Annotated in this window: 23 protein-coding genes; 9 read left to right on the forward strand and 14 right to left on the reverse strand. The window is 69.5% G+C overall.

Annotated features, from left to right (window positions below):
* Positions 1 to 39 precede the first annotated feature (39 nt).
* Positions 40 to 1,509 (forward strand): M23 family metallopeptidase, encoded by a 1,470-nt coding sequence (locus tag SP5_RS08555; RefSeq protein WP_042486964.1) that lies wholly within the window; start codon positions 40 to 42, stop codon positions 1,507 to 1,509.
* A 117-nt stretch (positions 1,510 to 1,626) separates the two neighbouring features.
* Here the strand turns inward: SP5_RS08555 and SP5_RS08560 are convergent, their stop codons facing one another.
* The 5 genes from SP5_RS08560 to SP5_RS08580 all read right to left on the reverse strand — a co-directional run bounded on the left by SP5_RS08560 (position 1,627) and on the right by SP5_RS08580 (position 7,398).
* Positions 1,627 to 3,279, reverse strand: coding sequence for an ATP-binding protein (locus SP5_RS08560; RefSeq protein ID WP_157013641.1), 1,653 nt, complete (start codon positions 3,277 to 3,279; stop codon positions 1,627 to 1,629).
* Positions 3,280 to 3,332: 53 nt separating this feature from the next.
* Positions 3,333 to 4,097: a TIGR02186 family protein gene (locus tag SP5_RS08565; protein WP_042486967.1), complete on the reverse strand. Its 765-nt coding sequence runs from the start codon at positions 4,095 to 4,097 to the stop codon at positions 3,333 to 3,335.
* Complete coding sequence (locus SP5_RS08570) at positions 4,094 to 5,008, reverse strand: sulfite exporter TauE/SafE family protein (protein WP_042486970.1); 915 nt, start codon at positions 5,006 to 5,008, stop codon at positions 4,094 to 4,096. Before SP5_RS08570 ends, SP5_RS08565 begins: the two co-directional genes overlap by 4 nt.
* A gap of 45 nt (positions 5,009 to 5,053) precedes the next feature.
* The gene (locus SP5_RS08575; RefSeq protein WP_042486973.1) at positions 5,054 to 5,698 is read right to left on the reverse strand and encodes a hypothetical protein; all 645 of its coding nucleotides are present in this window, start codon (positions 5,696 to 5,698) and stop codon (positions 5,054 to 5,056) included.
* Positions 5,699 to 6,027: 329 nt separating this feature from the next.
* Positions 6,028 to 7,398, reverse strand: coding sequence for a glycosyl transferase family protein (locus SP5_RS08580; RefSeq protein ID WP_157013642.1), 1,371 nt, complete (start codon positions 7,396 to 7,398; stop codon positions 6,028 to 6,030).
* A gap of 212 nt (positions 7,399 to 7,610) precedes the next feature.
* Here SP5_RS08580 and SP5_RS08585 point away from each other — a divergent pair, with 212 nt between their 5' ends.
* The gene (locus tag SP5_RS08585; RefSeq protein WP_042486975.1) at positions 7,611 to 8,810 is read left to right on the forward strand and encodes an MFS transporter; all 1,200 of its coding nucleotides are present in this window, start codon (positions 7,611 to 7,613) and stop codon (positions 8,808 to 8,810) included.
* Here SP5_RS08585 and SP5_RS08590 read toward each other — a convergent pair.
* From SP5_RS08590 to SP5_RS08615, 6 genes are all read right to left on the reverse strand, one after another.
* Positions 8,764 to 9,987: a dipeptidase gene (locus SP5_RS08590; RefSeq protein ID WP_052811470.1), complete on the reverse strand. Its 1,224-nt coding sequence runs from the start codon at positions 9,985 to 9,987 to the stop codon at positions 8,764 to 8,766. The genes SP5_RS08585 and SP5_RS08590 overlap by 47 nt on opposite strands.
* The gene (locus tag SP5_RS08595; RefSeq protein ID WP_042486980.1) at positions 9,981 to 10,259 is read right to left on the reverse strand and encodes an acylphosphatase; all 279 of its coding nucleotides are present in this window, start codon (positions 10,257 to 10,259) and stop codon (positions 9,981 to 9,983) included. The genes SP5_RS08590 and SP5_RS08595 overlap by 7 nt, the downstream gene beginning before the upstream one ends.
* 68 nt (positions 10,260 to 10,327) lie before the next feature.
* The gene (locus tag SP5_RS08600) at positions 10,328 to 10,951 is read right to left on the reverse strand and encodes a MarC family protein (RefSeq protein WP_042486983.1); all 624 of its coding nucleotides are present in this window, start codon (positions 10,949 to 10,951) and stop codon (positions 10,328 to 10,330) included.
* A gap of 4 nt (positions 10,952 to 10,955) precedes the next feature.
* Positions 10,956 to 11,834, reverse strand: coding sequence for a bifunctional methylenetetrahydrofolate dehydrogenase/methenyltetrahydrofolate cyclohydrolase FolD (gene folD, locus SP5_RS08605; protein ID WP_042486986.1), 879 nt, complete (start codon positions 11,832 to 11,834; stop codon positions 10,956 to 10,958).
* Positions 11,831 to 12,133: a DUF167 domain-containing protein gene (locus SP5_RS08610; protein WP_042486988.1), complete on the reverse strand. Its 303-nt coding sequence runs from the start codon at positions 12,131 to 12,133 to the stop codon at positions 11,831 to 11,833. Before SP5_RS08610 ends, folD begins: the two co-directional genes overlap by 4 nt.
* On the reverse strand, positions 12,133 to 12,444 hold the full coding sequence (locus SP5_RS08615; RefSeq protein ID WP_042486994.1) for a YggT family protein: 312 nt from the start codon (positions 12,442 to 12,444) through the stop codon (positions 12,133 to 12,135). The genes SP5_RS08610 and SP5_RS08615 overlap by 1 nt, the downstream gene beginning before the upstream one ends.
* A gap of 121 nt (positions 12,445 to 12,565) precedes the next feature.
* On the opposite strand from SP5_RS08615, the gene SP5_RS08620 reads away from it, so the two are divergent.
* On the forward strand, positions 12,566 to 14,410 hold the full coding sequence (locus tag SP5_RS08620) for an AsmA family protein (RefSeq protein ID WP_245613435.1): 1,845 nt from the start codon (positions 12,566 to 12,568) through the stop codon (positions 14,408 to 14,410).
* A 211-nt stretch (positions 14,411 to 14,621) separates the two neighbouring features.
* On the opposite strand, the gene SP5_RS08625 is transcribed toward SP5_RS08620, so the two are convergent.
* Both SP5_RS08625 and tsaD read right to left on the reverse strand, forming a co-directional pair.
* Positions 14,622 to 15,599 (reverse strand): NAD(P)H-dependent glycerol-3-phosphate dehydrogenase, encoded by a 978-nt coding sequence (locus SP5_RS08625; RefSeq protein WP_042486996.1) that lies wholly within the window; start codon positions 15,597 to 15,599, stop codon positions 14,622 to 14,624.
* Positions 15,596 to 16,621 carry a tRNA (adenosine(37)-N6)-threonylcarbamoyltransferase complex transferase subunit TsaD gene (tsaD, locus tag SP5_RS08630; protein WP_042486999.1) on the reverse strand — a complete coding sequence of 342 codons (1,026 nt, stop codon included), beginning with the start codon at positions 16,619 to 16,621 and terminating at the stop codon, positions 15,596 to 15,598. The genes SP5_RS08625 and tsaD overlap by 4 nt, the downstream gene beginning before the upstream one ends.
* Before the next feature lie 65 nt (positions 16,622 to 16,686).
* Between tsaD and hemC the strand changes: the two genes are divergently transcribed.
* The 6 genes from hemC (at position 16,687) to SP5_RS08660 (ending at position 22,387) form a co-directional block, all read left to right on the forward strand.
* Positions 16,687 to 17,598 carry a hydroxymethylbilane synthase gene (gene hemC, locus SP5_RS08635; protein WP_042487003.1) on the forward strand — a complete coding sequence of 304 codons (912 nt, stop codon included), beginning with the start codon at positions 16,687 to 16,689 and terminating at the stop codon, positions 17,596 to 17,598.
* A 4-nt stretch (positions 17,599 to 17,602) separates the two neighbouring features.
* On the forward strand, positions 17,603 to 18,286 hold the full coding sequence (locus SP5_RS08640; RefSeq protein ID WP_042487007.1) for a uroporphyrinogen-III synthase: 684 nt from the start codon (positions 17,603 to 17,605) through the stop codon (positions 18,284 to 18,286).
* A complete protein-coding gene (locus SP5_RS08645; protein WP_052811468.1) occupies positions 18,283 to 19,236 on the forward strand; it encodes a hypothetical protein in 954 nt (317 codons plus the stop codon). The genes SP5_RS08640 and SP5_RS08645 overlap by 4 nt, the downstream gene beginning before the upstream one ends.
* A 139-nt stretch (positions 19,237 to 19,375) precedes the next feature.
* Positions 19,376 to 20,941, forward strand: a complete 1,566-nt coding sequence (locus SP5_RS08650) for an MASE1 domain-containing protein (protein WP_042487010.1) — start codon at positions 19,376 to 19,378, stop codon at positions 20,939 to 20,941.
* Positions 20,941 to 21,540, forward strand: coding sequence for a response regulator transcription factor (locus SP5_RS08655; protein WP_042487012.1), 600 nt, complete (start codon positions 20,941 to 20,943; stop codon positions 21,538 to 21,540). Before SP5_RS08650 ends, SP5_RS08655 begins: the two co-directional genes overlap by 1 nt.
* 76 nt (positions 21,541 to 21,616) lie before the next feature.
* A complete protein-coding gene (locus SP5_RS08660) occupies positions 21,617 to 22,387 on the forward strand; it encodes a hypothetical protein (RefSeq protein WP_157013643.1) in 771 nt (256 codons plus the stop codon).
* Positions 22,388 to 22,558: 171 nt separating this feature from the next.
* Here the strand turns inward: SP5_RS08660 and SP5_RS08665 are convergent, their stop codons facing one another.
* Entirely contained in the window at positions 22,559 to 24,874 is a 2,316-nt protein-coding gene (locus tag SP5_RS08665) for a DNA translocase FtsK (protein ID WP_042487019.1), read from the reverse strand.
* Positions 24,875 to 24,986: the final 112 nt, after the last annotated feature.

Below are 24,986 nucleotides of genomic sequence, written 5' to 3' on the forward strand. Positions count from 1 at the left end.
GACGCTGTTCGACGATTTCACGGAAACCCGACGCCTCTCATGTTCCTTGCCACCGACGAAGCCCTGATCCTGTCCGGGGGAACCGCCACGCGGCCCATCGGCCGCATGGCCCCGCCGCCCATGGGACGCCTGGCGCGGTGGCGCATCGCCGCGCGCGAGATCGACTGGGTGCCCGATCTGGGGACGCAGATCGGCAGCCGCGACTGGTGGCGGGGTCTGGCGACGTGTTCGGCGCTCTGTGTCGCGACCATTGCGATGGCGCCGGGCTTTCACCGTCCGATCGCCGGGCAGGCGCCCGCTCCCCTGACCGGCGAGGCGCGCAGCCATGAGCGCGCGCAGGCCATCGCCCCGCTGGCGCTGGGCGCCGATAGCGGGCAGCGTCTGGCCGCCAATGAACTCGTCATGCATCTGGCCGAAGCACCTGAGCGGCCCGTGGTGGAATTGTCCGCCACCATCGGCTCGGGCGACCGTCTCGACCGCGTGCTGCAACGCGCCGGCGTATCCCGGGACCAGGCCCGCGCCGCCGCCGCCCTGATCGCGCCGGTGACGGACGGCGAGGCGATCCCGTCGGGCACCCGTATCGCGCTGACCCTGGGACGGCGGCCAAGCCGATCGGTTGCACGGCCGCTGGAGACGATGAAGCTGCGCGCGCGCTTCGACCTGGCGGTCACGCTGACCCGCACGCCGCAGGGATTCGACATGACCCAGGCGCCCATCGCGATCGATCGCACGCCGCTGCGTCTGCAAGGGCTGGCGGGATCGAGCCTGTACCGTTCGGTCCGCGCGGCGGGCGCCCCCGCCAAGGTGGTCGAGGCCTATATCAAGGCGCTGGCCGCGCGCATGTCGGTCGGCCGCGAGGTGAAGCGTTCGGACAGTTTCGACCTCATCATCGAACGCGAGCGTGCTGCGACCGGCGAGACCCGGCTTGGCAAGCTGCTGTTCGCCGGGCTCGACCATGGCGGGCGCAAGGTGCAGCTGGCGCGGCTGGCCGATGACGATGACGGCCAATGGTATGACGTGAACGGCCAGAGCGAGAAGCGCGGCGCGATGGGCATGCCGGTCGCGGGGCGCGTGACCTCGTCCTTTGGCAAGCGCGTCCATCCGATCCTGGGCTTGATGCGGATGCACAAGGGCACCGATATCGGTGCGCCCTATGGCACGCCGATCCATGCGATGATGGACGGCGTGGTCAAATTCGCCGGACGATCGGGCGGATATGGCAATTTCGTTAAGCTCGCCCATGCGGGCGGCATTGCCAGCGGTTACGGCCATATGAGCCGTTTCGCCGTTCGCTCGGGCGCGCATGTGAAACAGGGGCAGGTGATCGGCTATGTCGGCTCGACCGGCATGTCGACCGGCCCGCATCTCCATTGGGAAGTGTGGAAGAACGGTGCGGTGGTGAATCCGCGCACGCTGAAGCTGGCGAGCATGGCGGTGTTGTCGGGGGCCAAGCTGCGGACGTTCCGGCGCGAGGTGCAGGCGCTGCTGGCGGTCCGGCCGGGGCGGTAACTCGTTTTCCTCCCTCCGTTCAGCCTGAGCGAAGTCGAAGGCCAAGGGATGACTTGGCCAAGGGCGGTACATGCACTTCGACTTCGCTCAGTGCGAACGGGGGTTGGGGGATAACCCCTACTTCCCCGCCGCGCGCCAGCGGCCGACCGTCTCGGCCAGCACCCGGTTGCCGCCCGACGGGTTCGCCCAGAGCGCGGTGATCGTCATGTCGCTCGACGCGGGCCGTTTTTCCTCGGGCAGGTTGTCGAAGCTCGCGCGCATCGGGAAGCTTACGCCCTCGCCGCACAATATCGCCTCGCGGTTGCGCAGCGCCGAAATGGTGTCGAGCAGCCCGCGCCCGCCCTCCGGCATCGCCGAGCGGACCATCGCCTGATCGCGTTCGTTGTTTAGCCGCATGGCGATGATCGTGCCGCATTGCGACAGCACGCCCTCGGCCAGGTCGGACGGGCGCTGGGTGACGAGGCCCAGCGAGACGCCATATTTGCGCCCCTCCTTGGCGATGCGCGACAGGATGCGGCCGACCGCCGAATCCTGTTCGGCCTGCGCGGGGATGTAGCGATGCGCCTCTTCGCAGACCATCAGGACGGGGCGACGCTCGGCGGGATGGGTCCAGATCGCATGGTCGAAGATCATCCGCGCCAGCACGGCGACGACGCTGCTGGTCACGTCCGACGGCACGCCCGACACGTCGATGATCGAGATCGGCCGCCCGTCACCCGGCATCCGCAGGATGCGCGCGAGGAAGTCGGCCATCGTATCGGCGACCAGCATCCCCGAAAACATGAAGGCATAGCGGGGATCGGCCTTGATCTCCTCGATCTTGGACTTGATCCGCTGATAGGGGGCGATGTCGCCGACCCGCTCCAGCTTGCTCATCTCCTGGCCCAGCTGCGCGGTCAGGTCGGACAGCAGATAGGGGATCGGCGTGTCGACGGTGACGCGCGGCAGCTCGGCGGCGGCGCGGCTGCGCATCCGGGCGGCGAGCAGGCATTTCGCCAGGACATCGGCGTCGTGCTGGCGCTGCTCGCCGCTGGCCGACAACAGGATCTCGCAATGCTCGGCAAAGTTCATCAGCCAATAGGGCATGCGCAGATTGCCGACGTCATGGATGCTGCCGGTGTCGCGAAAGGCGCGGGCATATTCGCCATGCGGGTCGATCATGACGATATGGCCCAGCGGCGCGCGCTCGCAGATGCGGTGCAGGATCATCGCCGTCGCGGTGGACTTGCCGGTGCCGGTCGATCCCAGAATGGCGAAATGTCGCCCCAGCAGCGCATCGACCGCCAGTGTCGCGGGGACCGTGCGCGCGGGGTGGACGGTGCCGATCGTCACCGTCGTCTGGGCGCGGTTGAGGTGGATGCCCGCCAGCTCGTCATTGGTGATCGCATGGATCGTCGCGCCGGGCATGGGGTAGGAGGTGACACCGCGTCGAAAGCCGTGCAGCGCGCCCGTCTCGGGTTGGCGCATCCCTTCGCCCATCAGGTCGATCTCGGTCGTCAGCGCGGCGGCGTCGCTGGCGGGATCGAGCGCGAGCGAGCGGATCGTGCCGATGATCCAGCGGTCGCCGCGCTTGAGCTTGACCGGCATCGCCACCTGTCCGGCGGCGGCCAGCACCGGATCGGCGGCCTCCGCCAGCGCGGCCAGCGCCTGGCGGTCCAGCACGATCCGCCCCGATGACCCGGCTATGGCGAGCAGCCACCCGATGACCGGCGTGTCGATTGCGGCATGAGGGTCGGCAGGCGGTAGGGAGGACATGAGACGCGCCGTCATGTGGAATGGGAGGATGGCGACGCTAGAATGGAAATCTTAAGATTTCCCGATCCTTACACCCGCCGCGCGATCCACCCTGCGGTCCAGCCGAGCAGGATCGACAGCGCCACCGCGGTCAGGCCATAGGGGATGGCCGCGCGGTCGGCGGCGCGCGCCACGAAACGCTCGAACCCCGATTTACGGATGTCGATGTCGCGCACGGCGGCAGCCAGCACGCGGCCGTCGCGGATCAGGAAGGTCTCGGCGGTGAAGCGCCCGACCGGCACGCGCGCCGGGATGGTGACGCGGGCGCGGTAGAGCACATCGTCGGTGATTTCGACGGCGCGCGGCGCCTCGACATACAGGCCGCTGCGGCGGCGCTGGTCGACCAGCCCCTGCTGGAACCGCGCCTGGACATTGGCGGGCGCAGCGGAGGCGGGCGAGAGCTGCAGGCTGTCGAGCCCGAGTTCATAGATGGCGCGGGTGCGATCGTCGACGATCCGGGTAATCGGCCGGGACGAGGCGATGGCATAGAAGGACGGCGCCGACTGGTAGCGCAGCCGCCCGGCATTGACCCAGAGACCGGCGATCTTCTCCTTCTCGCGGATCAGGATCGACTGGGTCGGCCCCTTGACCACGACGACGATGTCGGTCGGCTTGTCATCCTGCGGCGGGCGGCCGCCGGGATAGAGGATCGCACCGAACAGCAGCAATTCCGCGCCGGTGAAGCTGTAGGCGATCTGGATATCGCGCTGCGACACGTCGGGGACCAGCACCGGCTTGGCCTGCGCCATCAGCAGCGGCGAGAACAACGCCAGCGTGACGGCCAGCCTTTTCATAGTGGCTGCACCGTGAAGATTTCCTCGGGCCGCCACACCAGGCCCAGCAGGATGCGCAGGCCGACCAGCAGCACGATGACCGCCAGCGCCAGGCGCAGATATTCGGGCTTGGCGTTGGTGGCGAGCTTCGCGCCCACCTGCGCCCCCGTCACCGATCCGACCAGAAGCAGTCCGGCCAGCACGATATCGACCGCCTTGGTGGTCGTGGCATGGACCATCGTCGCCGCGGCGGTGACGAACAAGGTCTGGAACAGCGAGGTGCCGAGCACGACATTGGTCGCCATGCCCAGGATGTAGATCATCGCGGGCACGAGGATGAAGCCACCACCCACGCCCAGCAATATGGTCAGGATGCCGGTAAAGAAGCCCAGCATCAGCGGGGCGAGCGGCGAGATATACAGGCCCGAGGCATAGAAACGGGTGCGGAAGGGAAGGGCGGCGACCAGCGGATGATGCCGCCGCCGCGCCGCCTTTTGCGGCCGCCCGCGCCGCTGCGCCAGGATCGCGCCGGCCGCCTCGCGCGCCATGACCGATCCGATCCATCCCAGCATCAGGACATAGACGATGGCGATGACCGTATCGATCTGTCCGCTCGCCTGGAGCAGGCGGAAGATCCACGCGCCCGCGAACGATCCGACCACGCCGCCCGCGACCAGGACGCCGCCCATCTTCACATCGACCCCGCCGCGCCGCCAATGCGCGGACACGCCCGAGACGCTCGCCCCCGTCACCTGGCTGGCGGCCGAGGCGGCGGCGACGGTCGGCGGAATGCCATAGACGATCAGCAGCGGCGTGGTCAGGAAGCCGCCGCCGACCCCGAACATGCCCGACAACAGGCCCACACCCGCCCCCAGCGCGATGATGACGAGCGCATTGACCGACAGGTTGGCGATCGGAAGATACAGGTCCACGGCCGCGTTATAGACGCGCCCGCCTTTCGGAACAGTGTCGAAGCGTCAGAAATCGCCCGCCAGCGTCAGCGCGAGGCCGGAGTCGGGCGCGGCGCGCCCCGCCACCCGCTGCCGCCAGTCGAACGACAGGCGGACGCGCCGGTCGGCGACGGGCAGGGCGATGCCCAAAGTCGGACCGATATCCAGCCGCTGCGCATCCCGTTGCGCCCCGCCCCATAGCCCCAGCCCCAGGTCGAGGGCGGGTGTCAGCGGCATGCTGGCTCGCACCGCGCCGTCCGCGAAGGGCTCGATCCGCGCACGCGCCACCGCACCGGCCTGGGCATAGCCGGCCAGGACGATGCCGGGAGCCACGGCAAGGGGGCCGATCCCGCCCGCGACCAGAGCGGCGGGGGCATCCTGCCCGGCATCGAGCGCCAGCCGCTGTTCGACCAGCAGGCGAATCGGCACATGGCGAAGCGGCCGCCAGTCGATCCCCACCGCCAGCTCGCGCCCGATCCCCTGCGACGGCGCGGAGAGGCGCAGGCTGGCGGCGACGTCGCCCCGCGAATCGAACCGCCGTAACAGGCGAACGCCCGCTTGCGTCCCGCCCAGCTGTCCGCCGGGCAGCAGCGTCTGGCGTCCTTCGCGAAGGACGGCCCACAGGCTGGCGCTCCACCGCCGCGGCGGGGCGGGAGATCCGGGCAGCGCCATATTCGGCGAAACCGCTATGACGGAGGATGCCGATGCGGTGATCGGGATGTCCCGAATCGGTGCTTGCGCGGCCGGGATTCCGGAATGTCGCGCAGGATTCAGGATCGAGGGTGTCGATCGTGGCGCACGCGTGATCGCGAATCGGGCGAACCCTATGTCGGGCCGACGCAGGGCCGGGCCACGAATCGCGATAAGGGCGGCGCGTGCTCGGCTGTGTTTTACGGATGTCGCCGCCATCTCCACGCCCGGGCCGGAGGGCAACAGAAAGGCGATGCGGCCCAGCGCCCACATGCCCACCATGCCTCCGAGGAATCGTAAGGGGCGTCCGCTCATGATTGCGGCGACAGGTCGGGAAAGTGGTGGCTCGTCTTGTCCCAGGCGGGCACGCCGCCGCGCAGCACATGGATATAGCGGACGAAGGCGCGGGGAATCGCCGCCAGCGCCACGAAATTGCCGATGACGAATCGCGGCAACGACCAGAAGGCCTCGCGCCAGCCATAGGCACGGCCCGTGAACATCATGCGAATGGCCAGCCGCCATGCCAGCAGCAGGGCGTTGATCCCGAACAGGATGCGAAGACCGGGATCGACCGGCGGCAAGGGCGTATCCGCGATCCAGTGAATCGATACCCCCATCGCGTCGGCGGTCATCCCCAGATAGGCCGCCGCCAGCACCAGCATCGCGATCGGCCCCCGCCGGTCGCGCAGCCGCCACCAATGATCCCCTATCGCCAGCGCCCGCCCCCAGCCGGTGCGATCCCAGCCGATCAACGCGATACCGGTCATCCACCGGGCTTTCTGCCGGACAGCCGTCACCAGGGTCGCCGGGAAATAGGCGCGCACCGCCACCACGCCGCCGGGCGTCCCGTCGGCGACGCGGGCGAACAGCCCCTCACCGCCCAGTTCGGCGATGCGCAGGCCCAGCTCGTAATCCTCGGTCAGGCTGGTCGCATCGAACGGATCGCCCCCGCGCGACGCGGCGATCCGGCCCAGAATGGCTGGCGACAGCGCGCAGCCGGTGCCTGCCAGCGGCATACCTGCGCCGATCCAGGTGCGCACGACCAGCTGTTTGATGTGGCTTTCGGCGAACTCGTCGGCATAGTGGCCGGACACGAGGCGCGATCCCGGTACGACCAGCGGCAGGACCGGCAATTGCACCACCGCCCGTTCCTCGATCAGCGAATCGAAGACCGCCAGCTCATCCGGATGCACGACATCCTCGGCATCGTGCAGGACGATTGCCTTTGCCTGGAACCCCTCCGCCACCATGTCGCGCTGGAGCGCGTGCCAGAGCGTGTTGAGGCAATCCGCCTTGGTCGTCGGGCCATCGCGCGGGCCGATGACCAGACGGACCCGGTCATCGCGTTCGGCCACATCGGCGGCGGCGGCGATGGTCGCCGGATCATTGGGATAAAGCCCGATATAAAGGCGATAATCGGGATGCCGGAAACGCGCGAGCGCGGTGGACAGCATAGCGCCGATCACCGCCGCCTCGTCCCAGGCCGGGGTGAAGACGATCATGCGTCCCGGCTGTTCGGGCCGGGGTAGCGAATGGCTGTGGATCGGAGTGCCGGACCTCTTTATCAGCCGCCGTACGAAATAGAGAAGGTCGACCAGAAGATCATCGACACCCCCGATCAACAATCCGACCGCCGCGAACAACAACAGTTCACGCGCGACGATTTCGACGATTGTCGCCATATCCCCCATCCGGCTTCCCCCGTTGCCGAATCTTGGTGTGCCTGTCCGAAATGGACGGATCAATAGCCGTCTTGACGTTCATTATGGTCTGATTTGACTTGGAAAAAAGGCGTGTGCTTCGCGATTTTTCCCGCAAAATCAGTGCGTCGGATCGGGCGGGTGGTTGCGCCTTCTGTTGCGGTGCAACATATGGGGCGTCGAAAGGATTTCCCATGGCCCGGACATTTCCCCCCGGCATCGTCCATACCGCGCTGGCGGTGGGCGGCTTTGCGATCGGCACGACCGAATTCGCCGCGATGAGCCTGGAGCCCGACCTGGCACGCGGCCTCGGCATCGATGCGCCGACGGCGGGGCATGTCATCAGCGCCTATGCGCTGGGCGTGGTGGTGGGCGCACCGCTGCTGGCGGTGCTGTCGGCCAAGCTCGCACGGCGCACGCTGCTGATCGCGCTGATGCTGATGTTCGCGGCGGGCAACGGCCTGTCAGCGATGGCGCCCGATTATCACTGGATGCTGTTCTTCCGCTTCCTCAGCGGACTGCCGCACGGTGCCTATTTCGGGATCGCGGCGCTGGTCGCGGCTTCGCTCGTCCCCGAATCGCGGCGCACGGTGGCGGTCGGGCGGATCATGCTGGGGCTGACGGTCGCCACCGTGATCGGCGTACCGCTGGCGCAGATGCTGGGGCAATGGCTCAACTGGCGCTGGGTGTTCGGCGTCGTCGCCGCGCTGGCACTGCTGACCGCGACGCTGGTCGCCATCGCCGCACCGCATGACCGGCCCGACGAAGGCGCGAGCATCCGCCGGGAACTCGACGCGCTGAGCAAGGGACAGGTCTGGCTGACGCTGGCCATCGGGGCGATCGGCTTTGGCGGCATGTTCGCGGTCTATACCTATCTGGCGGCGACCCTGACCGAGGTGACGGGCGCGTCCACCGCCATGATCCCGCTGGTGCTGGCCGTGTTCGGGCTGGGCATGACGATCGGCAATATCGTCGTGCCGCGCTTTGCCGATCGCGCGCTGATGCCGACGGCGGGGGGCCTGCTGCTCTGGTCGGCGGCGATGCTGGCGCTCTATCCGCTGGCGGCGCAAAGCCTGTGGACGATCCTGCCGCTCGTCTTTGCGATCGGGCTGGGCGGGGCGCTGGGCACCGTGCTCCAGACGCGGTTGATGGATGTGGCGGGCGAGGGGCAGGGGCTGGCCGCCGCGCTCAACCATTCCGCGTTCAACACCGCCAACGCCATCGGCCCCTGGGCCGGGGGCCTGGCCATCGCGAACGGTTTCGGCTGGACCTCGACCGGCTATGTCGGTTGCGGGCTCGCGCTGGGCGGATTTGCGATATGGCTGATCGCGCTGCGGTTCGGCGGGACTAGCGTGCCAGCGGATCGATCGAATCGTCCGGTCCTGTCGCACTGAGGCTTTTGGCCACCGCCGCGACCCGTTCCATCACGCGCAGGATGTTGCCGCTGGTCAGGGCCATCAGGTCGGCATCGCTCCATCCGCGCCGGACCAGCTCGGCCAGCACCAGCGGATAACCGTCGACTCCGGTCATCCCCTCCGGCCCGGTGCCGTTGATCCCGTCATAATCGCCGCCGAATCCCACCGCGCCGCGTCCGGCCACATGCGCGATATGCTCGACATGATCGGCGACCATCGCCGCTGTCACGCGCGGCGGGGGATGGCTCGCGTCCCAGGCGACCAGCGGCGCGGGGCTGCGCAAACCATAGACATTGGCGGGCACTCCGACGGACTTGGCATAGGCCGTGCGCCGCGCATCCCAGGCCCGCCAGTCGCGCGAGAGGAAGGCGGGATAGCAGTTCACCATCACCACGCCGCCGCCCATGCCGATCCGGCGAAGCAGCGTATCGGGAATGTTGCGCGGCGCATCGGCCAAGGCGCGGGAATCGGAGTGCGAGGCGATGACGGGAGCCCGGCTGCTATCGAGCACCGCCGCCATCGTCGCGTCGGAGACATGGGCGACATCGACAATCATGCCGATCCGGTTCATCTCGGCCACCACTGCCCGGCCGAAAGGGCTGAGGCCGTTGGCTATGGCCGAATCGGTGGATGAATCGGCCCAGGCCAGACTGCGGCCATGGGTCAGCGTCAGATAGGCGACGCCCAGCGCCCTATACTGGCGCAGCACCGACAACCGCCCGTCGATCTGATGCCCGCCCTCGACCCCGATCAGCGAGGCGACCCGGCCCGAGCGCGCGATCCGGCGGACATCCCCGGCGGTGCGCGCCATTGCGAGACGCTCTGGATGCGCGGCGACCAGACGGTGGACCCGGTCGATCTGTTCCAGCGTCGTCTCGACCGCGCGCGGGCCGGTGACATCGGCGGGGATCCATACCGACCAGAATTGCCCGCCGACCCCGCCGCGCTTCAGCCGGGGCAGGTCGGTCTGGAGCGAAAAGGGCAGCGCGCTCGTGTCGGTTTCGAGTGTGGGCGACTCGGGCGGGAGATCGGATTCGCGCAGCGCCCAGGGCAGGTCGTTATGCCCGTCGACGATCGGTGCGCGGGCCAGGACTGACTCGACCCGCTGCGTGACGGCCGGATCGGCGGCCTGGGCGAGCAGAAGCGCGATCAGCATGTCGGCCATTGCTCGAATCGCATCAGCATGGGGTCGATGACGTGCTCGGTGGTTTCAACTTGGTCTACCTGCGCGGCGGGCGGTCCCGACCCGGCCTCGGACACGATCCGCGCCACCGTCTCCTCGGACCCCTGCACCACCGCTTCGACCGAGCCGTCCGCACGGTTGCGGACCCAGCCGGTCAGCCCCGACGCTTCGGCGCGCCCGAGGAACCAGTGACGATAGCCGACGCCCTGGACGCGTCCGGTGATGCGAAGATGACGACCGATCATGCCCGTCACTGTCGCGTGGGCGGCCCGCAAAGGGAAGGTCCTATTCCTCCCCGGCGCGGGGAGGGGAATCACTTCAGGCTGGCGGTCACCCCGTCGATCACGAACTGCACCGCCAGCGCGGCGAGCAGCACGCCCAGCACGCGGGTGATCACCGCCTCGATCTTGGCGCCGAGCAGCCGCATCAGCGGCCCCGCCGCCAGCAGCGCGACGAGCGTCAGGAGCAGGATCGACACCATCGCGCCCAACACCACGATCGAGGCCTGGAGCCCCGAATTGCGGCTCATCAACAGCATGACGGTCGCGATCGATCCCGGTCCCGCGATCATCGGCATCGCCATGGGGAAGATCGACACGTCCTCCGCCTCGTGCGGATCGTCGGCGACCTTGGCGGCGCGGTCCTCGCGCCGCTGGGTCCGCTTCTCGAACACCATCTCCAGCGCGATCAGGAACAGCATGATGCCGCCCGCGATGCGGAACGCCGCCATCTCGATGCCCAGGCCGTGGAGCAGCGCCTCGCCGAACAGCGCGAAGACGAACAGGATGACCGAGGCGACCATGACCGCACGGATCGCCATCGCCCGGCGATGCTGCGGCGTCGCCCCTGCGGAAAGACCTGCATAGATCGGCGCGCAGCCCGGCGGATCGATCACCACGAAGAAGGTGATCAGCGAGGAGATATAGAGTTCGAGCACGGCCTTACAGCGCCGTCTGGTCGATCGCGACGCCCTCGCGCCGTCCCGCCGAAACCAGCGTGTTGCGCAGAAGGACCGCGATCGTCATCGGCCCGACGCCACCGGGCACCGGCGTGATCGCGCCCGCGCGGCTTACCGCCGTGTCATATTCGACATCGCCGACCAGCCCCGTCTCGGTGCGGTTGATGCCGACATCGATGACGCTGGCGCCGGGCTTGATCCATTCGCCCTTGACCAGGCCGGGCACGCCCACCGCCGCCACGACGATATCGGCGCGACCGACCACGTCGGCGAGGTTGCGGGTGCGGCTGTGCGCCACGGTCACGGTGCAGCTTTCGCCGAGCAGCAACTGCGCCATCGGCTTGCCGACGATGTTCGAGCGGCCGACGACCACCGCGTCCATGCCCGACAGGCTGGGATGGATGCTCTTGAGCAGCATCAGGCAGCCGAGCGGGGTGCAGGGCACGAAGCCCTCGCTGCCCGTCGCCAGCCGTCCGGCATTGACCGGGTGGAAGCCGTCGACATCCTTGTCGGGATCGATCGCCTGGATCACCGCCTGCGCATCGATCTGGCCCGGCAGCGGCAGCTGGACGAGGATGCCGTCCACCATGGGATCGGCGTTCAGTTGCGCGACGAGGGCGAGCAGCGTCGCCTGGTCGGTATCGGCGGGCAGGCGATGCTCGATGCTCTCCATGCCCGCCTCACGCGTGGCCTTGCCCTTGGAGCGGACATAGACGCTGGAGGCGGGGTCCTCGCCCACCAGCACAACCGCCAGGCCGGGCGCGCGGCCGGCCTTTTCGCGGAAGGTCGCAACCTGGGTGGCGATGCGGGTGCGGAGGCCGGCGGCGAACGCCTTGCCGTCGATGATCGTGGCGCTAGTCATGGGCACTCGCCATAAAGCGCCTGCGCGATACGCGCCAGTGTATGCGGGTCGCCCGCGACATGCAGCCGCTTCAACCGCGCCGTATCGCCCGCGATCAGGCTGACCGCGCGCTTGGGCACCCCGAAATGCTTGGCGACCAATGGGATCAGCGCCGCATTGGCCGCGCCGTCGACCGGCGGGGCCGACAGCCGTGCGGCGAAATGCTCGTCCGTGCCCGCACTAAGCGCATCGCGGCCACCGCGCGGTGTCACCCGGACCGCGATCCGAATCCCGTCATCGCATGGGGTCCAGGCGGGCATCAGCCGACGACGACCGCGCCCCCGTACATCGCATTGGCGATCGCGGTATCCAGGACCTTGCCCAGGATGATGACCGCCAGCAGCACGACCATCGGCGACAGGTCGAGCGCGCCGAAATCGGGCAGGATGCGCCGGATCGGGCGATAGAGCGGATCGGTCATCTTCTGCAGCGCGTACCAGACCGACCGGATGAAGTCGTTCGAGGTGTTGATGACGTTGAACGCGATCAGCCAGGACAGGATCGCCTGCACGATGATGATCCACCAGACGACATTGAGCAGAATCTGAAGGATCTGAAGGATGAGGACCAACGTGGGGGCTCCCGAAGACGGATTTCTCCATATCTAGGGTAGGACGCGCTTCGGGGCAATAATCGTGCGCGATGGTCCTGACGCAGGCGGAACGAAGCCCGCCGTTGCGCGTCCCATCCTCATGACGAAGGAGAGGGGATGGCCGCGCCGGACGCGGGTCGCGATGGGGTTGCTGATCGGGCTGCCCCTGCTTTTCCTGTTGATCCTGGCGGTGTTTCCCTGGGGGCTTTTGCGCGACGCGGTGTGTCGCGCGGCGACCGAGCGGTTCGGGCGGCCGGTAACGATCGGCTCGGTCCGCCGGGTCGACGGCATCGGCTTTCATCCCACCATCGCGATCAAAGAGTTGAGGATTCCGCAGGCCAGTTGGGCGGGCCAGGGCGATTTCGCGCGCGTGAAGCGGGCGGAAATCCGCTTTTCGGTCTGGCCGTTGCTGCACGGGGCTTTCGTGCCCCAGGATATCCGCGTGTCGGGCCTGCGGCTGGCCCTGGTCCGCGACAAGCAGGGCCGCACCAACTGGTCACGTCCCGGCGAGCCCGAGGAAGGTGGCAGCGCCACCGACCTGCAGGGGCTGACCATCACCGATGGCGTGGTCAGCTATCGCGATGCCAAGGAGGATCGGCAGGCGGTGCTGAACGTCGCCGCCGATCCGAATCGCGGCGTGCGGGCCGAGGGTCAGGGCAGGGTGCGCGGCGCGCCGGTCCGCATCGCCTTTACCGGCGCGGCGGTGAAGCCCGGCCGCTGGCCCTTCACCGCCGATATCACCGGCGAGCAGCTGGTGATGAAGGCGGTCGGCACGATGGACCGGCCGCTCGACACCGATGCGATGACGCTGGACCTGACCGCGAAAGCCGATGACCTCAAGCGGATCGACGCGGTGATCGAGGCGGGGCTGTTCCAGACCCGGCCGGTCCAGCTGACCGCGCATGTCCGGCATGAACGCCCGCGCTGGACGATCACCGATCTGAAGGGACGGATCGGCCGCTCCGACCTGAGCGGGCGACTGACCGTCGACAAGAAGGCCGGGCGCACCCTGCTCGACGGCGAGGTGACGGCGGGGCAGCTCGATTTCGACGATCTGTCGTCGGCGCAAGGGCGTGCCGAGGCCGCCGCACTCGAACGCCGCATCGGACCGCGACTGGTGCCCAATACGCGGATCGATATCGGCAAGATCGACACGACCGACGGCACGATCCGCTTCAAGGTCGGCCGGGTGGTCAGTGCGCAAGGTCCCTCGCCGATCACCGGGCTGGCCGGGCGGATGGTGATGGACCATCAGTTGCTGACCATCGGCGACATCCGCATGGCGTTGCGCGAAGGCGTGGTGACGGGGCGGGCGGTGATCGACCAGCGCGGCGGCGCGAAGGTGCCGAAGCTGTCGGTCGACCTGCGGCTGCGCGGGGCGAGCGTCCTGTCGCTGTCGGGCGAGACACGGATCACCGGCCATGTCGGGGCGCGCGCGGTGCTGGCGGGCATGGGCGAGACGGTACGCGCGGCGATCGGGCGCGCCGATGGCCGCATCGGCCTGGTCGTCGCCAACGGGAGTTTGCCCGATCGCTATGCGACGGCGCTGGGCTTCGACGCGGGCGCGGCGTTCATGGGCGACAGCGGCAAGGCGACGTTGCGTTGCCTGGTGCTGGGGGTGGCCATGACGAACGGCACGGGCCGCGCCGATCCGCTGATCGTCGATACCTCGCGCAGTCGGCTGGACGGGACGGGGACGGTCCATTTCCCCGACGAGCGACTGGCGCTGCGGCTGACCGGTGCGCCGAAACAGGGCGCGACGCTCCGGCTGGCGGGTGCGGCAACGGTCGGCGGGACGATCGAGAAGCCCGACCTCGTGATCCCGAAGGAGGTCAAGTCGGTCGGCAATATCTTCAAGTCGATCGGTCGGGCGATCACCGGCGATACCGGACCGAAGGCGCAGAATGCGGCCTGCGGTGTGCTGTCGCGGCAGGTGCTGCGGTAAGCCCGCTTCCCAACCGCCGTTCCGCCTGAGCGAAGTCGAAGGCCAAGGGCATCCCATGGCCAAGTCACCCGCTTGGCGGACGTTGTAGCGTGGCCTTCGACTTCGCTCAGGCGGAAGGGAAGGGAAGGTTAGAGTCGAAAACGATCAACTCCGCTCACCCCTCCCCTTCAGGGGAGGGGCTAAAACCGTGCAATGCTGATCGCTTTCAACTCTAATGGCCCTCGGCTTTCAGCGGCCGCGCGAGCAGCGCCCCGATGACCTCACCGACCGCCGCCCCTTCCAGCAACCGGCACACCGCCTCGCACACCGGCATGTCGACGCCGGCCGCCGCCGCCGCCTGTCGCAGCACGGGCGCGGTGAACGCCCCTTCCGCCACGGTCCGCCGGTCGGCCAGCAGTTCGGCCGACGAGCGCCCCTGACCCAGCCCGACGCCCAGCGAGAAATTGCGCGAGGCGGTCGACGAACAGGTCAGCACCAGATCGCCCAGCCCCGACAGGCCCGCCAGCGTCTCCGCCCGGCCCCCGCGCGCCAGCCCGAACCGCGTCATCTCGGCAAAGCCGCGCGCGATCAGCGCGGCGCGGGCATTCTGGCCCAGCCCCGCCCCCTCGACCACGCCGCAACCGATGGCGAGGACGTTCTTGATCGCGCCCCCGATCTCCGCGCCGGTCACGTCGTCGGTGGCATAGGGCCGGAAATGCGGCGCGGCGATCCGCTGCGACAGCGCCTCTCGAAGCCCGGCATCCTCGCACGCCAGCGTCACCGCCGTCGGCAGCCCCGCCGCCACCTCATGCGCGAAGGTCGGGCCGGATAGCACCGCGATCGGCGCGTCCGGGTGGATCGCGCGCGCCACGTCGCCCACCAGTCGCCGCGTCCCCGCCTCGATCCCCTTGGAACACAGGACCAGCGGCTTGGACCCGACCGGCATCGTGGCCAGCACCGTGCCCACCGCCTGGGCAGGCGTGACGACCAGCAGCGCGTCCATCTCGGCCATCTCGGCCGGATCGCTGACGGCCTCGATACTCGGCGACAGCGCGATGTTCGGCAGATAGAGCGGGTTGGCCTGCGTCGTGTTGATCGCCTCTGCCACTGCCGGGTCGCGCGCCCAGATCCGCACCGGCCGCCCCCCATGCGCCGCGACCTGCGCCAGCGCGGTGCCCCAGGCGCCCGCGCCGATCACCCCGATCCTCATGCCTTCACCCCCGCGCCGCGCACCGCTTCCGCCGCCGGATCGAGCGGCCAGCGCGCTCGCGCGGGCGTGTCGAGCGGATCGGTCAGCCCTTCGCGGAACCGCTCGACACCCGCCCAGGCGATCATCGCGGCATTGTCGGTACACAGCCAGAGCGGCGGCGCGACGAAGCGCAGGCCATGCTCGGCCGCCAGCCCCTCCAACGCGCCCCGGATCACGCCGTTCGCCGCGACACCGCCCGCGACGACCAAAGCGGTGACGGGCGGCACATTCGCCAAGGCCCGGCGGGTGCGGTCGAGCAGACAGTCGACCACCGCCTGCTGGAAGGACGCGGCAATGTCTTCCGGTGAATAATGCCCGATGACGCGCGCCACCGCGCTCTTCAGCCCCGCGAAGGAGAAATGCGGCTCGGCCGAACCCTTCAGCGGACGGGGCAGCGGCACCGCATGGGGGTTCCCCTCGCGCGCCGCCGCCTCGACGCGCGGCCCGCCGGGATAGCCCAGGCCGAGAAGCTTGGCGGTCTTGTCGAACGCCTCACCCGCCGCATCGTCGATGGTCGTCGCCATCCGGCGATAGCGCCCCACGCCTTCGACCAGCAGCAGCTGGCAATGCCCGCCCGACACCAGCAGCAGCAGATAGGGATAGGCCAGCGCGCGGTCAGACAGGCGCGGCGACAGGGCATGACCCTCCAGATGGTTGACCGCGATCAGCGGCTTGCCCGCCGCATGGGCCAGCGCCTTGCCGGTGACCAGCCCGACCATCACCCCGCCGATCAGCCCCGGCCCCGCCGTCGCCGCGATCGCGTCGACATCGGACAAGCGCACGCCCGCATCGGCAAAGGCGGCGGCGACCAGCGGCTCCATCGCCTCGACATGCGCGCGCGCGGCGATTTCGGGGACGACGCCGCCGAACGGGGCATGCGCCGCCTCCTGCCCCAGCAGGCGATGCGCCAGCACGCGGCCGTCATCGGTGACAAGCGCGGCGGCGGTCTCGTCGCACGAGGATTCCAGTCCCAGGATCAGCATGGGTTCCCCATACCCGTCCGTTGCCAACTTGTCGAAGGGGGGCTTGATGCGGCAAAGGCGGACATATGGTTCGTTTCCGGCTCGGTACGCGCGGTTCGCCGCTGGCCCTCACCCAGGCGCATATGGTGCGTGCGGCGCTGGCGAGCGCGCAGGGGTGGAGCGAGGACGCGGTTCAGATCGTGCCGATCAAGACCACCGGCGACCGAGTGCAGGACCGCGCGCTGGCCGAGATCGGCGGCAAGGCGCTGTGGACCAAGGAGCTGGACCGCGCGCTGTACGACCGTGAGATCGATGCCTCGGTCCATTCGATGAAGGATGTCGAGACGATCCGGCCCGACTGGCTGCACATCGCCGCCATGTTGCCACGCGCCGATGTCCGCGACCGGCTGATCGGCGCGGCAACCATTGCCGAACTGCGCCCCGGCGCGGTGATCGGCACCAGCAGCCCGCGCCGCCGCGCGCAGCTGCTGTCGCACCGGCCCGACCTGACCATCACGCTGCTGCGCGGCAATGTCGACACGCGGCTGGCCGCCGTGGCGAACGGCGACGTCGACGCCACTTTGCTTGCCGCCGCCGGGCTCGACCGGCTGGGGCGCGAGGTCGGCCAGCCCGTGCCGACCGACCAGATGCTGCCCGCGCCCGCGCAAGGGGCGGTGGGGATCGAGACTCGCGCCGACGATGCCGCCGCCACGATGCTGGTCGCCTCGATCGACCATGCCGAAACCCATGCCTGCGTGATGGCCGAACGCGCGCTGCTCGCCGCGCTGGCCGCCGATTGCCACAGCCCGGTCGCGGCGCTCGCCTCGCTGGCGGGCGAGATGCTGACCCTGCGTGCCGAATTGCTGGCCGAGGACGGATCGTCGCGGGTCGGCGGCTGGGTCGAAGGGGGCGTCGACGAGGAACTGGGCGCGCGGCTGGCGGTCGATCTGCTCGAACGCGCCGCGCCTGAGGTGCGCCGCCTGTTCGCCGGGGGCTGAGGCCGTGGCGGTCGTCGTCGTCCGGCCCGAACCCGGCCATGGTGCGACGATCGCCGCCCTGCATGCGGCGGGGCTGGAGGCCATGTCGCTGCCGTTGTTCGCGGCGCGGGCGGTCGCGTGGACAGCGCCCGAGGCCGAGACGTTCGATGCGCTGCTGTTCACCAGTGCCCAAGGTGTGCGACTGGCCGGATCGGCGCTCGATCCGGTGCGCCACAAGCCCGTGATCGCGGTCGGCCCCGCCACCGCCGCCGCCGCGCGGGAGGCCGGGCTGACGGTGGTGCTGACCGGCACGCAGGATGCCGCGTCGGTCGTCGCCGAAGCCCAGGCGCGGGGATATGGACGGCTGCTCCATCTGGCGGGGCGGGATCGGGTGGAGACGGGGGCGATGACCCGCATCGTCTATAGCGCCGACCCCGTGGCGGTGGAGGTGTCCGCGATCCACGCCTTGGCGGGGCAGATCGTCCTCCTTCACTCCGCCCGCGCCGCCGGGCGGCTGGCCGAACTGGTCGATCAGGCAGGCCTGTCCCGCGCCGCCGTCGCGCTGGTTGCGATCAGCGCCAAGACGGCGGCGGCGGCGGGCGCCGGCTGGCGCACGGTCGCCATCGCCACCGCCCCGCGCGACGATGCCATGGTCGCCGCCGCGCGGGCGTTGACCGGAGCCGCCGCCACGGGGATAAGCGGGGCATGAACAATTTCGCGCCTTCCGACCGACCGCCGACGCGCGGCCCCCGAAAGGGCGTAATCGTCGCGCTGGTCCTGATCGCCTTTGTCGCCGGTATCCTGCTGATGGCCTATGCCATGCGCAACCTGTCCTGGTTCAACACCAATGGCACCGCGACGCAGGCCGTCACTGCCAAGCCCGGCACCACCACCGGCTCCATCAAGGAAGCCCCGCGCACCGATCCCATGGCGCTCGCCACGCGCGAGGCGCAGCTCGCCGCGCAGCTCGCCGCGCTGGAGACGCGCGCCGCCACCCTGTCGACCGATGCCACGGCCGCGGGCGCGCAGGCGGGCCGCGCCGAGTCGATCCTGGTCGCCGCCGCCGTGCGCCGTGCGGTCGATCGCGGCCAGCCGCTCGGCTATCTGGAGGAGCAGCTGCGCACCCGCTTCGGCACCAGCGAGCCGCGTGCCGTCACCGTCCTGATCGTCGCCGCGCGCCAGCCGGTGACGCTGGAAACGCTGCACCAGGGGCTCGACACGCTGGCCCCCGATCTGGTCGTCAGCGGCGGCAATGGCTGGTGGGAAGGGCTTCGCCAGGAACTGGCGCGCCTGATCGTGATCCGGGAGGCCAATGCCCCCTCGACCAACCCCGCCGACCGGCTGGCGCGCGCGCGTCGCCTGCTCGATGGCGGACAGGTCGATGCCGCCCGGGCCGAGGTCGCACGCCTGCCCGGTGCCGCCGCCGCGCAAGGATGGCAACAGGCCGCGTTGCGCTATGTCCGCGCGCGCCAGGCGCTCGACCTGATCGAGAATGCCGCGCTCGTCACCCCGCCCGCGCCGCCCCCTGCGCCCATCGTGACGACCCCGGTGCCGGGCACCCCGCCCGCCGAGACGCCCGACACGACCACGGCCCAGGCCAGCCCACAGGATAATCCACAGGCTTCTCCACAGGCCGCGCCCGCTACGCCGACCATCTGAAATACTGTCCATCCGGGAAATTCCCGGATGCCGATCGCCCCGCGCCCGGTACACATGGATTGCGATGACGGCGCCGTTCAGTCCTCCTCTTATCCCGCGACCTGCGGCGCCTGAGGCCTTTGACAGGCTCGACCCGCGGGTGTTCTGGCCCCGGCGGCAGGACTGGCTGGCGCTCGCCTGTTATGCGGTGGGGTTCGCCGTCATGCATCGGCTGGCGGCCTATTGGGGCGGCAGCGGTTTCTATTCGCTCTGGTTTCCGGCGGCCGGGCTGCGGCTCGCGCTGCTCTGGCGGCTGGGGGCGAGGCTGACCCCGGCGATCGCGCTGGTCGAGATCGCGGTCGACGTCACCCTGACCCCGGCGGTGCTGGCGGGCGTGCCCTGGACGGTCGCGATCTGGGGCATTGCGCGCCCGGTGCTGGCCTATGGCGCGACGGTCGCGGCGATCGGCTGGCTGGCGGAGCGACGGGGGGCCGCGCTGCTGACCGCGCCGATGCCGCTGGGACTGGCGCTGGTGCTCGCCCCGCTGGCCGCGGTGTTGAGCGCAGTGCCCCAGGCGCTGACCAGTCCCGAACTGACCGGCGTATCCGGCCCGCGCGAGGTGATCGTGTCGCTCGCCGCCTTTGCGGTCGGCGATCTGCTCGGCACGCTGTTCGTCGCGCCGCCGCTGCTGTGGATCGCCGATGCGGTGTCGGGCCGGGCACGCTGGCGCTGGCCGCTGCCCTCGCTGCTTGCGGCGGTGGAGACGGCGGGAATATTGGGGCTGGGCATCGGTCTTGCCCGGCTGCTCGACCAGGCGGGACTGGGGATGCAGCCCGCGCCGGTGCTGGTCGCGGTGGCGTGGATCGGGTTGCGCTTCGGCCGCGCCGCCGCCTGGGGCGCGCTGCTGGTCGTGGTGCTGCGCGTCCTGCCCGACACGGCGGGCGCGATGGACACGCCCGAGCGGTTGCAGCGGCACCTGGCCCTCGCGACCATCGTCGTCGCAGGCTATCTGGCGGGCAGCTTCGCCGATGCCCAGGCCGCCGCGCGCGCCATGCTGGAACGGCGTGACCGGCTGCTCTTCCAGGCCGAGCGGCTGAAGACGCTGCGCGCCATGTCGGTGGCGGTGATCCATGAGGTCAGCCAGCCGCTGTCCACGCTGGCGATCGAGGCGCGCCACCTGCACCGGCTGACCGCCGGGCGGGGAGACGAGATTGCGGACGGCGCGGCGCTGATCGATCGCAAGGCGGAGCATCTGGCGACGCTGATCCGCCGCCTGCGCCGGTTCGGTGGCCATGCCGAGGGCGCGCCGCAGCCGCTGGCGCTGACCGCGCTGGTCGACATGGTGGCGACGCTGGCCCAGGCCGAGGCGCGCGAGGCGGGTGTCGCCCTGATCATCGCGCCGGTCGACCCGGTCTGGCAGGTGATGGCGCAGGAGGTCGAGCTGGCACAGGCGGTGATGAACCTCGTCCGCAACGCGGTGCAGGCGACACAGGGCGATGCCGCCCCCGATCCCGTCACGTTGGGCGTCACCGCCGACCAAGGCCACGCCGTGATCCATGTCGTCAATCGCGCGCCCGCCCGGCCGGTCGCACGCGACGGAATGGGGATCGGCACCCATGTCGCGCGCGCCATCGTCGAGGCGCATGGCGGCACCCTGACCCGGACGCGGGGGCCGGACGATATGGTCCACGCCGCATTGTCGCTTCCCCTGATAGAGACCCGCTGATGCCCTTTCGTTCGCCCGATCCCGCGGCCCCCGGCACCGTGCATGTGCTGGACGACGATGCCGATCTGGGGGCGGCGGTCGCACGGATGCTGACCCGGCAGGGCTTCGTCGCCACCGCCTTTGACGATCCCGCCGCGCTGCTTGCCGCCTATCCCGGCCGGGCCGCCCATGCCGTCGTCACCGATGTGATGATGGGCGAGTGGAACGGCTTCGACTTTGCCGAGCGGCTGCGCACGCTCGATGCCCATGTCGCCATCCTGTTCATGACCGCCTGGCCGAGCACGGCCCATGCGGTCGATTCGGTCCGGCTGCATGGCGGCGTCGACTATCTCGACAAGCCCATCGACGAGGCGCGGCTCTGCGCGTCCCTGCGCGAAGGCGTCGCCTGGTCGACCGCAAGTCGCGCGACCGCCCGGCGGCTGGGCGATCTGTCGCCGCGCGAGCGGCAGGTGTTCGACCTGATGGTGCAGGGCCATGGCAACAAGGCGATGGCCGGGCTGCTCGGCCTGTCGCCCAAGACGATCGAGGACCACCGCGCCGCCGTGTTCCAGAAGACCCAGACGCAGAGCGTGGCGCAACTGATCGCACTGTCCCGCTGATCCGCTTGCGGCGAAGCGAGGAGCCGGGCTGGGGCGCAAAGCGTTGATCGGGATCGATCCTGTCGGAGACCCTGCCGTGATTCGTCCCGCATTCCACATGACCCGCTGGCTGGCGGGTGCGCTGATCCTGCCGCTGGCCGCCTGTGGCGGGAGCGGCGAGCCGGAGCGCAACATGGTGACGGCCGCCCCCTCGCCGACCGGCGATGCGACGCCTGCGGTCGAGCCGACTCGCACCAACCTGCCCGCGCCGATCAAGACCGGCGCCACCAGTGCCCCGGATACGGTCCTGTCCTGCTCTGCCGAGCGTGGGCAGGCGGCGGCACAGCGGCTGGTAAAGATCTGCACCTCGGTCTCACCCGCCACCCATCCGCCGTGCAATGCGGTCAACAGCTGCGCGATCATCGAGGACGAGATCGCCCGGTCGTGCGCGCTGATGGGCGACGACGCCGCGCAAACGCCCGGTTGCGCGGTCGATCCCAAAAGCGACGCGGCGGCGGCCGATGTCGTGCGCCGTTATTATTCGGCGATCAACGCGCATGACTATGGCACCGCCTGGACGCAATGGGGTCCGGACGGCCGCCCCGGCCAGCGCTTCGCCGATTTCCAGAAGGGCTTTGCGAACACCCGCGCGACCAGCGTGACGATCGGCAGGATGGCCCCCAGCGAGGGCGCGGCGGGATCGGTCTATGCGACCGTGCCGGTGACGGTGAATGCACAGCTCGACGATGGGCGGCAGCAGCGGTTCGTCGGCCAATATGTGGTGCGGCGGGTCAACGACGTACTGGGAGCGAGCGCGGCACAACTGCGGTGGCATATCGATTCGGCGACGTTGAAGCCTGCGGGGTGATTCCCGCGCCTCGTCGCATGGAAGGCAGGAGAATGGCTTTCGCGGCTTAGCGCGGAACGTACACTTCGACTTCGCTCAGTGTAAACGGCGCTTGGGGTTTTGGGCTTAATTCCGCCCCCCGTTCAGCCTGAGCGAAGTCGAAGGCCACGCCCCGCCCTCGCTCACGGCCCGTTAAACCGGATGCCCCTCGGTATCGCGCAGCACCTCGCGCCGCCCGACATGGTCCGGGCGGCTGACGATGCCGTCGGTCTCCATCCGCTCGATCAGCCGCGCCGCCGAGTTATAGCCGATCCGCAACTGCCGCTGGAGCCAGGAAGTCGAGGCCTTCTGGCTCTCGCACACCAGCTGGATCGCCGCGCGATATTGCTGGTCCTCGGCGGTGTCCTCTCCGGTCGGTGCGCCATCCAGCGCGAAGCTCTCGGCCGGTTCCTCGGTGACCGAGGAGATATAATCGGGCTGCCCCTGGGCGCGCCAGTGATCCGCCACCCGGTGGACCTCGTCGTCCGAGACGAAGGGGCCGTGGACGCGCACGATGCCCTTGCCGCCGGGCATGTAGAGCATGTCGCCGCGCCCCAGCAGCTGCTCGGCCCCCTGTTCGCCCAGAATGGTGCGCGAGTCGATCTTGGACGTGACATGGAAGCTGATTCGGGTCGGCAGGTTCGCCTTGATGACGCCGGTGATGACGTCGACCGAGGGGCGCTGCGTCGCCATGATGAGGTGGATGCCCGCCGCACGCGCCTTTTGCGCCAGGCGCTGGATCAGGAATTCGACTTCCTTGCCCGCCGTCATCATCAAATCGGCCAGCTCGTCGACGATCACCACGATCTGCGGCAGCGGCTCGTATTCGAGCTTTTCCTCCTCATAGACCGGCTGGCCGGTTTCCGGGTGATAGCCGGTCTGGACCTTGCGCCCCAAGGGCTGGCCCTTGGCCTTGGCCGCGCGCACCTTGTCGTTGAAGCTGGCGAGGCTGCGCACGCCGACCGAGGACATCTGCCGATAGCGGTCCTCCATCGTCTCGACCGCCCATTTCAGCGCGCGGACCGCCTTGGCCGGGTCGGTCACGACCGGGGACAGCAGATGCGGAATGTCGTCATACATCGACAGTTCCAGCATCTTGGGGTCGATCATGATCATCCGACACTGCTCGGGCGTCAGGCGATAGAGCAGCGACAGGATCATGCCGTTCAGGCCGACCGACTTGCCCGAGCCGGTCGTACCCGCGACCAGCAGGTGGGGCATCGGCGCGAGGTCGGCGACCACCGAGTCGCCCGCGATATTCTTGCCCAGGATGATCGGCAGCTGCGCGGCCTGATCGGCGAAGCTTTGCGACGCCACCAGTTCGTGCAGCGACACCATCTCGCGCTTGGCATTGGGCAGTTCGATGCCGATGACGTTGCGCCCCGGAATCACCGCGACGCGCGCCGAGATCGCCGACATGTTGCGCGCGATATCGTCGGCCAGCGCGATGACGCGGTTCGCCTTGATGCCGGGCGCGGGCTCCAGTTCGTACATGGTGACGACCGGGCCGGGACGCACCTCGACGATCGCACCCTGGACGCGGAAATCGTCGAGGACGTTCTCGAGCAGGCGCGCATTGCGCTCCAGCGCCGCCTTGTCGATCTGTCCGGCGGGCGAGGGCGGGGCGGGCGTCAGCAGGTCCAGGCCGGGGAGCTGATAGGGCGCGTCGCGGTCCGCCGCCGTCTTGGGCTTGGCGGGCGCGGGCGCGACCTGGCGGTCGGCGATGACGGGGGCGGGGCGATCCTCGCGCACCGGCACCGCCTTGCGCGCCAGCGTCAGCGGCTCTTCGTCATCCTCGTCCTCGTCGTAAAGCGCCTCGTCCTCATCGTTCCAGGGCAGCGCCTCGCCATCCTCGCCCACCGCACGACGGCGGCGCAGGCGCGCCAGGCCCCGTTCGGCGATGTCCAGTTCCAGGCTGCGGCCCCAGATCAGCGCGCCGCCCAGTCCGAAGGCGAGGCCGACCACCACCGATCCCCAGGTCACGACCGCCGCCTGGCCCGAAAATTCCAGCGCCCAGCGGACAAGGCCCGCCACCGACAGCCCGATCACCCCGCCCCAACCGGCGGGCAGCGCCAGCACCGCCGAGTCGGACACGAAGGACAAGGCACAGGCCATCAAGGCGACGCCGATCACCGCCTGGCGCAGCATCTTGACCCAGCGGCCCGCCGGGCGATCGCGCCACAAGCGGGTCGCGATGATTGGCCCCACGGGAAGGATCAGCGCGACGGCGGGGCCGAACAGGGTCAGCGCGATATCGGCGATCCACGCGCCGGGATGCCCCATCCAGTTGGCCGGGGCCGCGCCCGAGGCGGTGTTGAGCGCAGGATCGCTCGCCCGGTAGCTGGCGAGCGCCAGCACCAGCATCAACGTCACGGCAAACAGGATGAGCGCGGCGACCAGCGCACCGCTGCGCACCGCCCCCGCCTTCACCGTCTCGCGCCATAGAACCGGCTGCGCGCGGCTGGCCATGGGTCTTGTCCTTCAGGAATGTTCGAAAATCCGGGAAAATTCCCAGGAAATATCATCCCCTCTGACGGTTCCTACGTCAAGGCGCGGGGGGCGACACCCGCATTGTTTGCGA

Origin of the sequence: Sphingomonas parapaucimobilis NBRC 15100 (genome assembly GCF_000787715.1) — a bacterium.
Taxonomy (GTDB): domain Bacteria; phylum Pseudomonadota; class Alphaproteobacteria; order Sphingomonadales; family Sphingomonadaceae; genus Sphingomonas; species Sphingomonas parapaucimobilis.

Bases quoted from the DNA above. Each gene is read 5' to 3' on its own strand.
- SP5_RS08555 (WP_042486964.1), top strand. From the start codon at position 40: ATGTTCCTTGCCACCGACGAAGCCCTGATCCTGTCCGGGGGAACCGCC.
- SP5_RS08560 (WP_157013641.1), bottom strand. From the start codon at position 3,279: ATGACGGCGCGTCTCATGTCCTCCCTACCGCCTGCCGACCCTCATGCC.
- SP5_RS08565 (WP_042486967.1), bottom strand. From the start codon at position 4,097: ATGAAAAGGCTGGCCGTCACGCTGGCGTTGTTCTCGCCGCTGCTGATG.
- SP5_RS08575 (WP_042486973.1), bottom strand. From the start codon at position 5,698: ATGGCGCTGCCCGGATCTCCCGCCCCGCCGCGGCGGTGGAGCGCCAGC.
- SP5_RS08580 (WP_157013642.1), bottom strand. From the start codon at position 7,398: ATGGCGACAATCGTCGAAATCGTCGCGCGTGAACTGTTGTTGTTCGCG.
- SP5_RS08585 (WP_042486975.1), top strand. From the start codon at position 7,611: ATGGCCCGGACATTTCCCCCCGGCATCGTCCATACCGCGCTGGCGGTG.
- SP5_RS08590 (WP_052811470.1), bottom strand. From the start codon at position 9,987: ATGCTGATCGCGCTTCTGCTCGCCCAGGCCGCCGATCCGGCCGTCACG.
- SP5_RS08595 (WP_042486980.1), bottom strand. From the start codon at position 10,259: ATGATCGGTCGTCATCTTCGCATCACCGGACGCGTCCAGGGCGTCGGC.
- folD (WP_042486986.1), bottom strand. From the start codon at position 11,834: ATGACTAGCGCCACGATCATCGACGGCAAGGCGTTCGCCGCCGGCCTC.
- SP5_RS08610 (WP_042486988.1), bottom strand. From the start codon at position 12,133: ATGCCCGCCTGGACCCCATGCGATGACGGGATTCGGATCGCGGTCCGG.
- SP5_RS08620 (WP_245613435.1), top strand. From the start codon at position 12,566: ATGACGAAGGAGAGGGGATGGCCGCGCCGGACGCGGGTCGCGATGGGG.
- SP5_RS08625 (WP_042486996.1), bottom strand. From the start codon at position 15,599: ATGAGGATCGGGGTGATCGGCGCGGGCGCCTGGGGCACCGCGCTGGCG.
- tsaD (WP_042486999.1), bottom strand. From the start codon at position 16,621: ATGCTGATCCTGGGACTGGAATCCTCGTGCGACGAGACCGCCGCCGCG.
- hemC (WP_042487003.1), top strand. From the start codon at position 16,687: ATGGTTCGTTTCCGGCTCGGTACGCGCGGTTCGCCGCTGGCCCTCACC.
- SP5_RS08645 (WP_052811468.1), top strand. From the start codon at position 18,283: ATGAACAATTTCGCGCCTTCCGACCGACCGCCGACGCGCGGCCCCCGA.
- SP5_RS08655 (WP_042487012.1), top strand. From the start codon at position 20,941: ATGCCCTTTCGTTCGCCCGATCCCGCGGCCCCCGGCACCGTGCATGTG.
- SP5_RS08665 (WP_042487019.1), bottom strand. From the start codon at position 24,874: ATGGCCAGCCGCGCGCAGCCGGTTCTATGGCGCGAGACGGTGAAGGCG.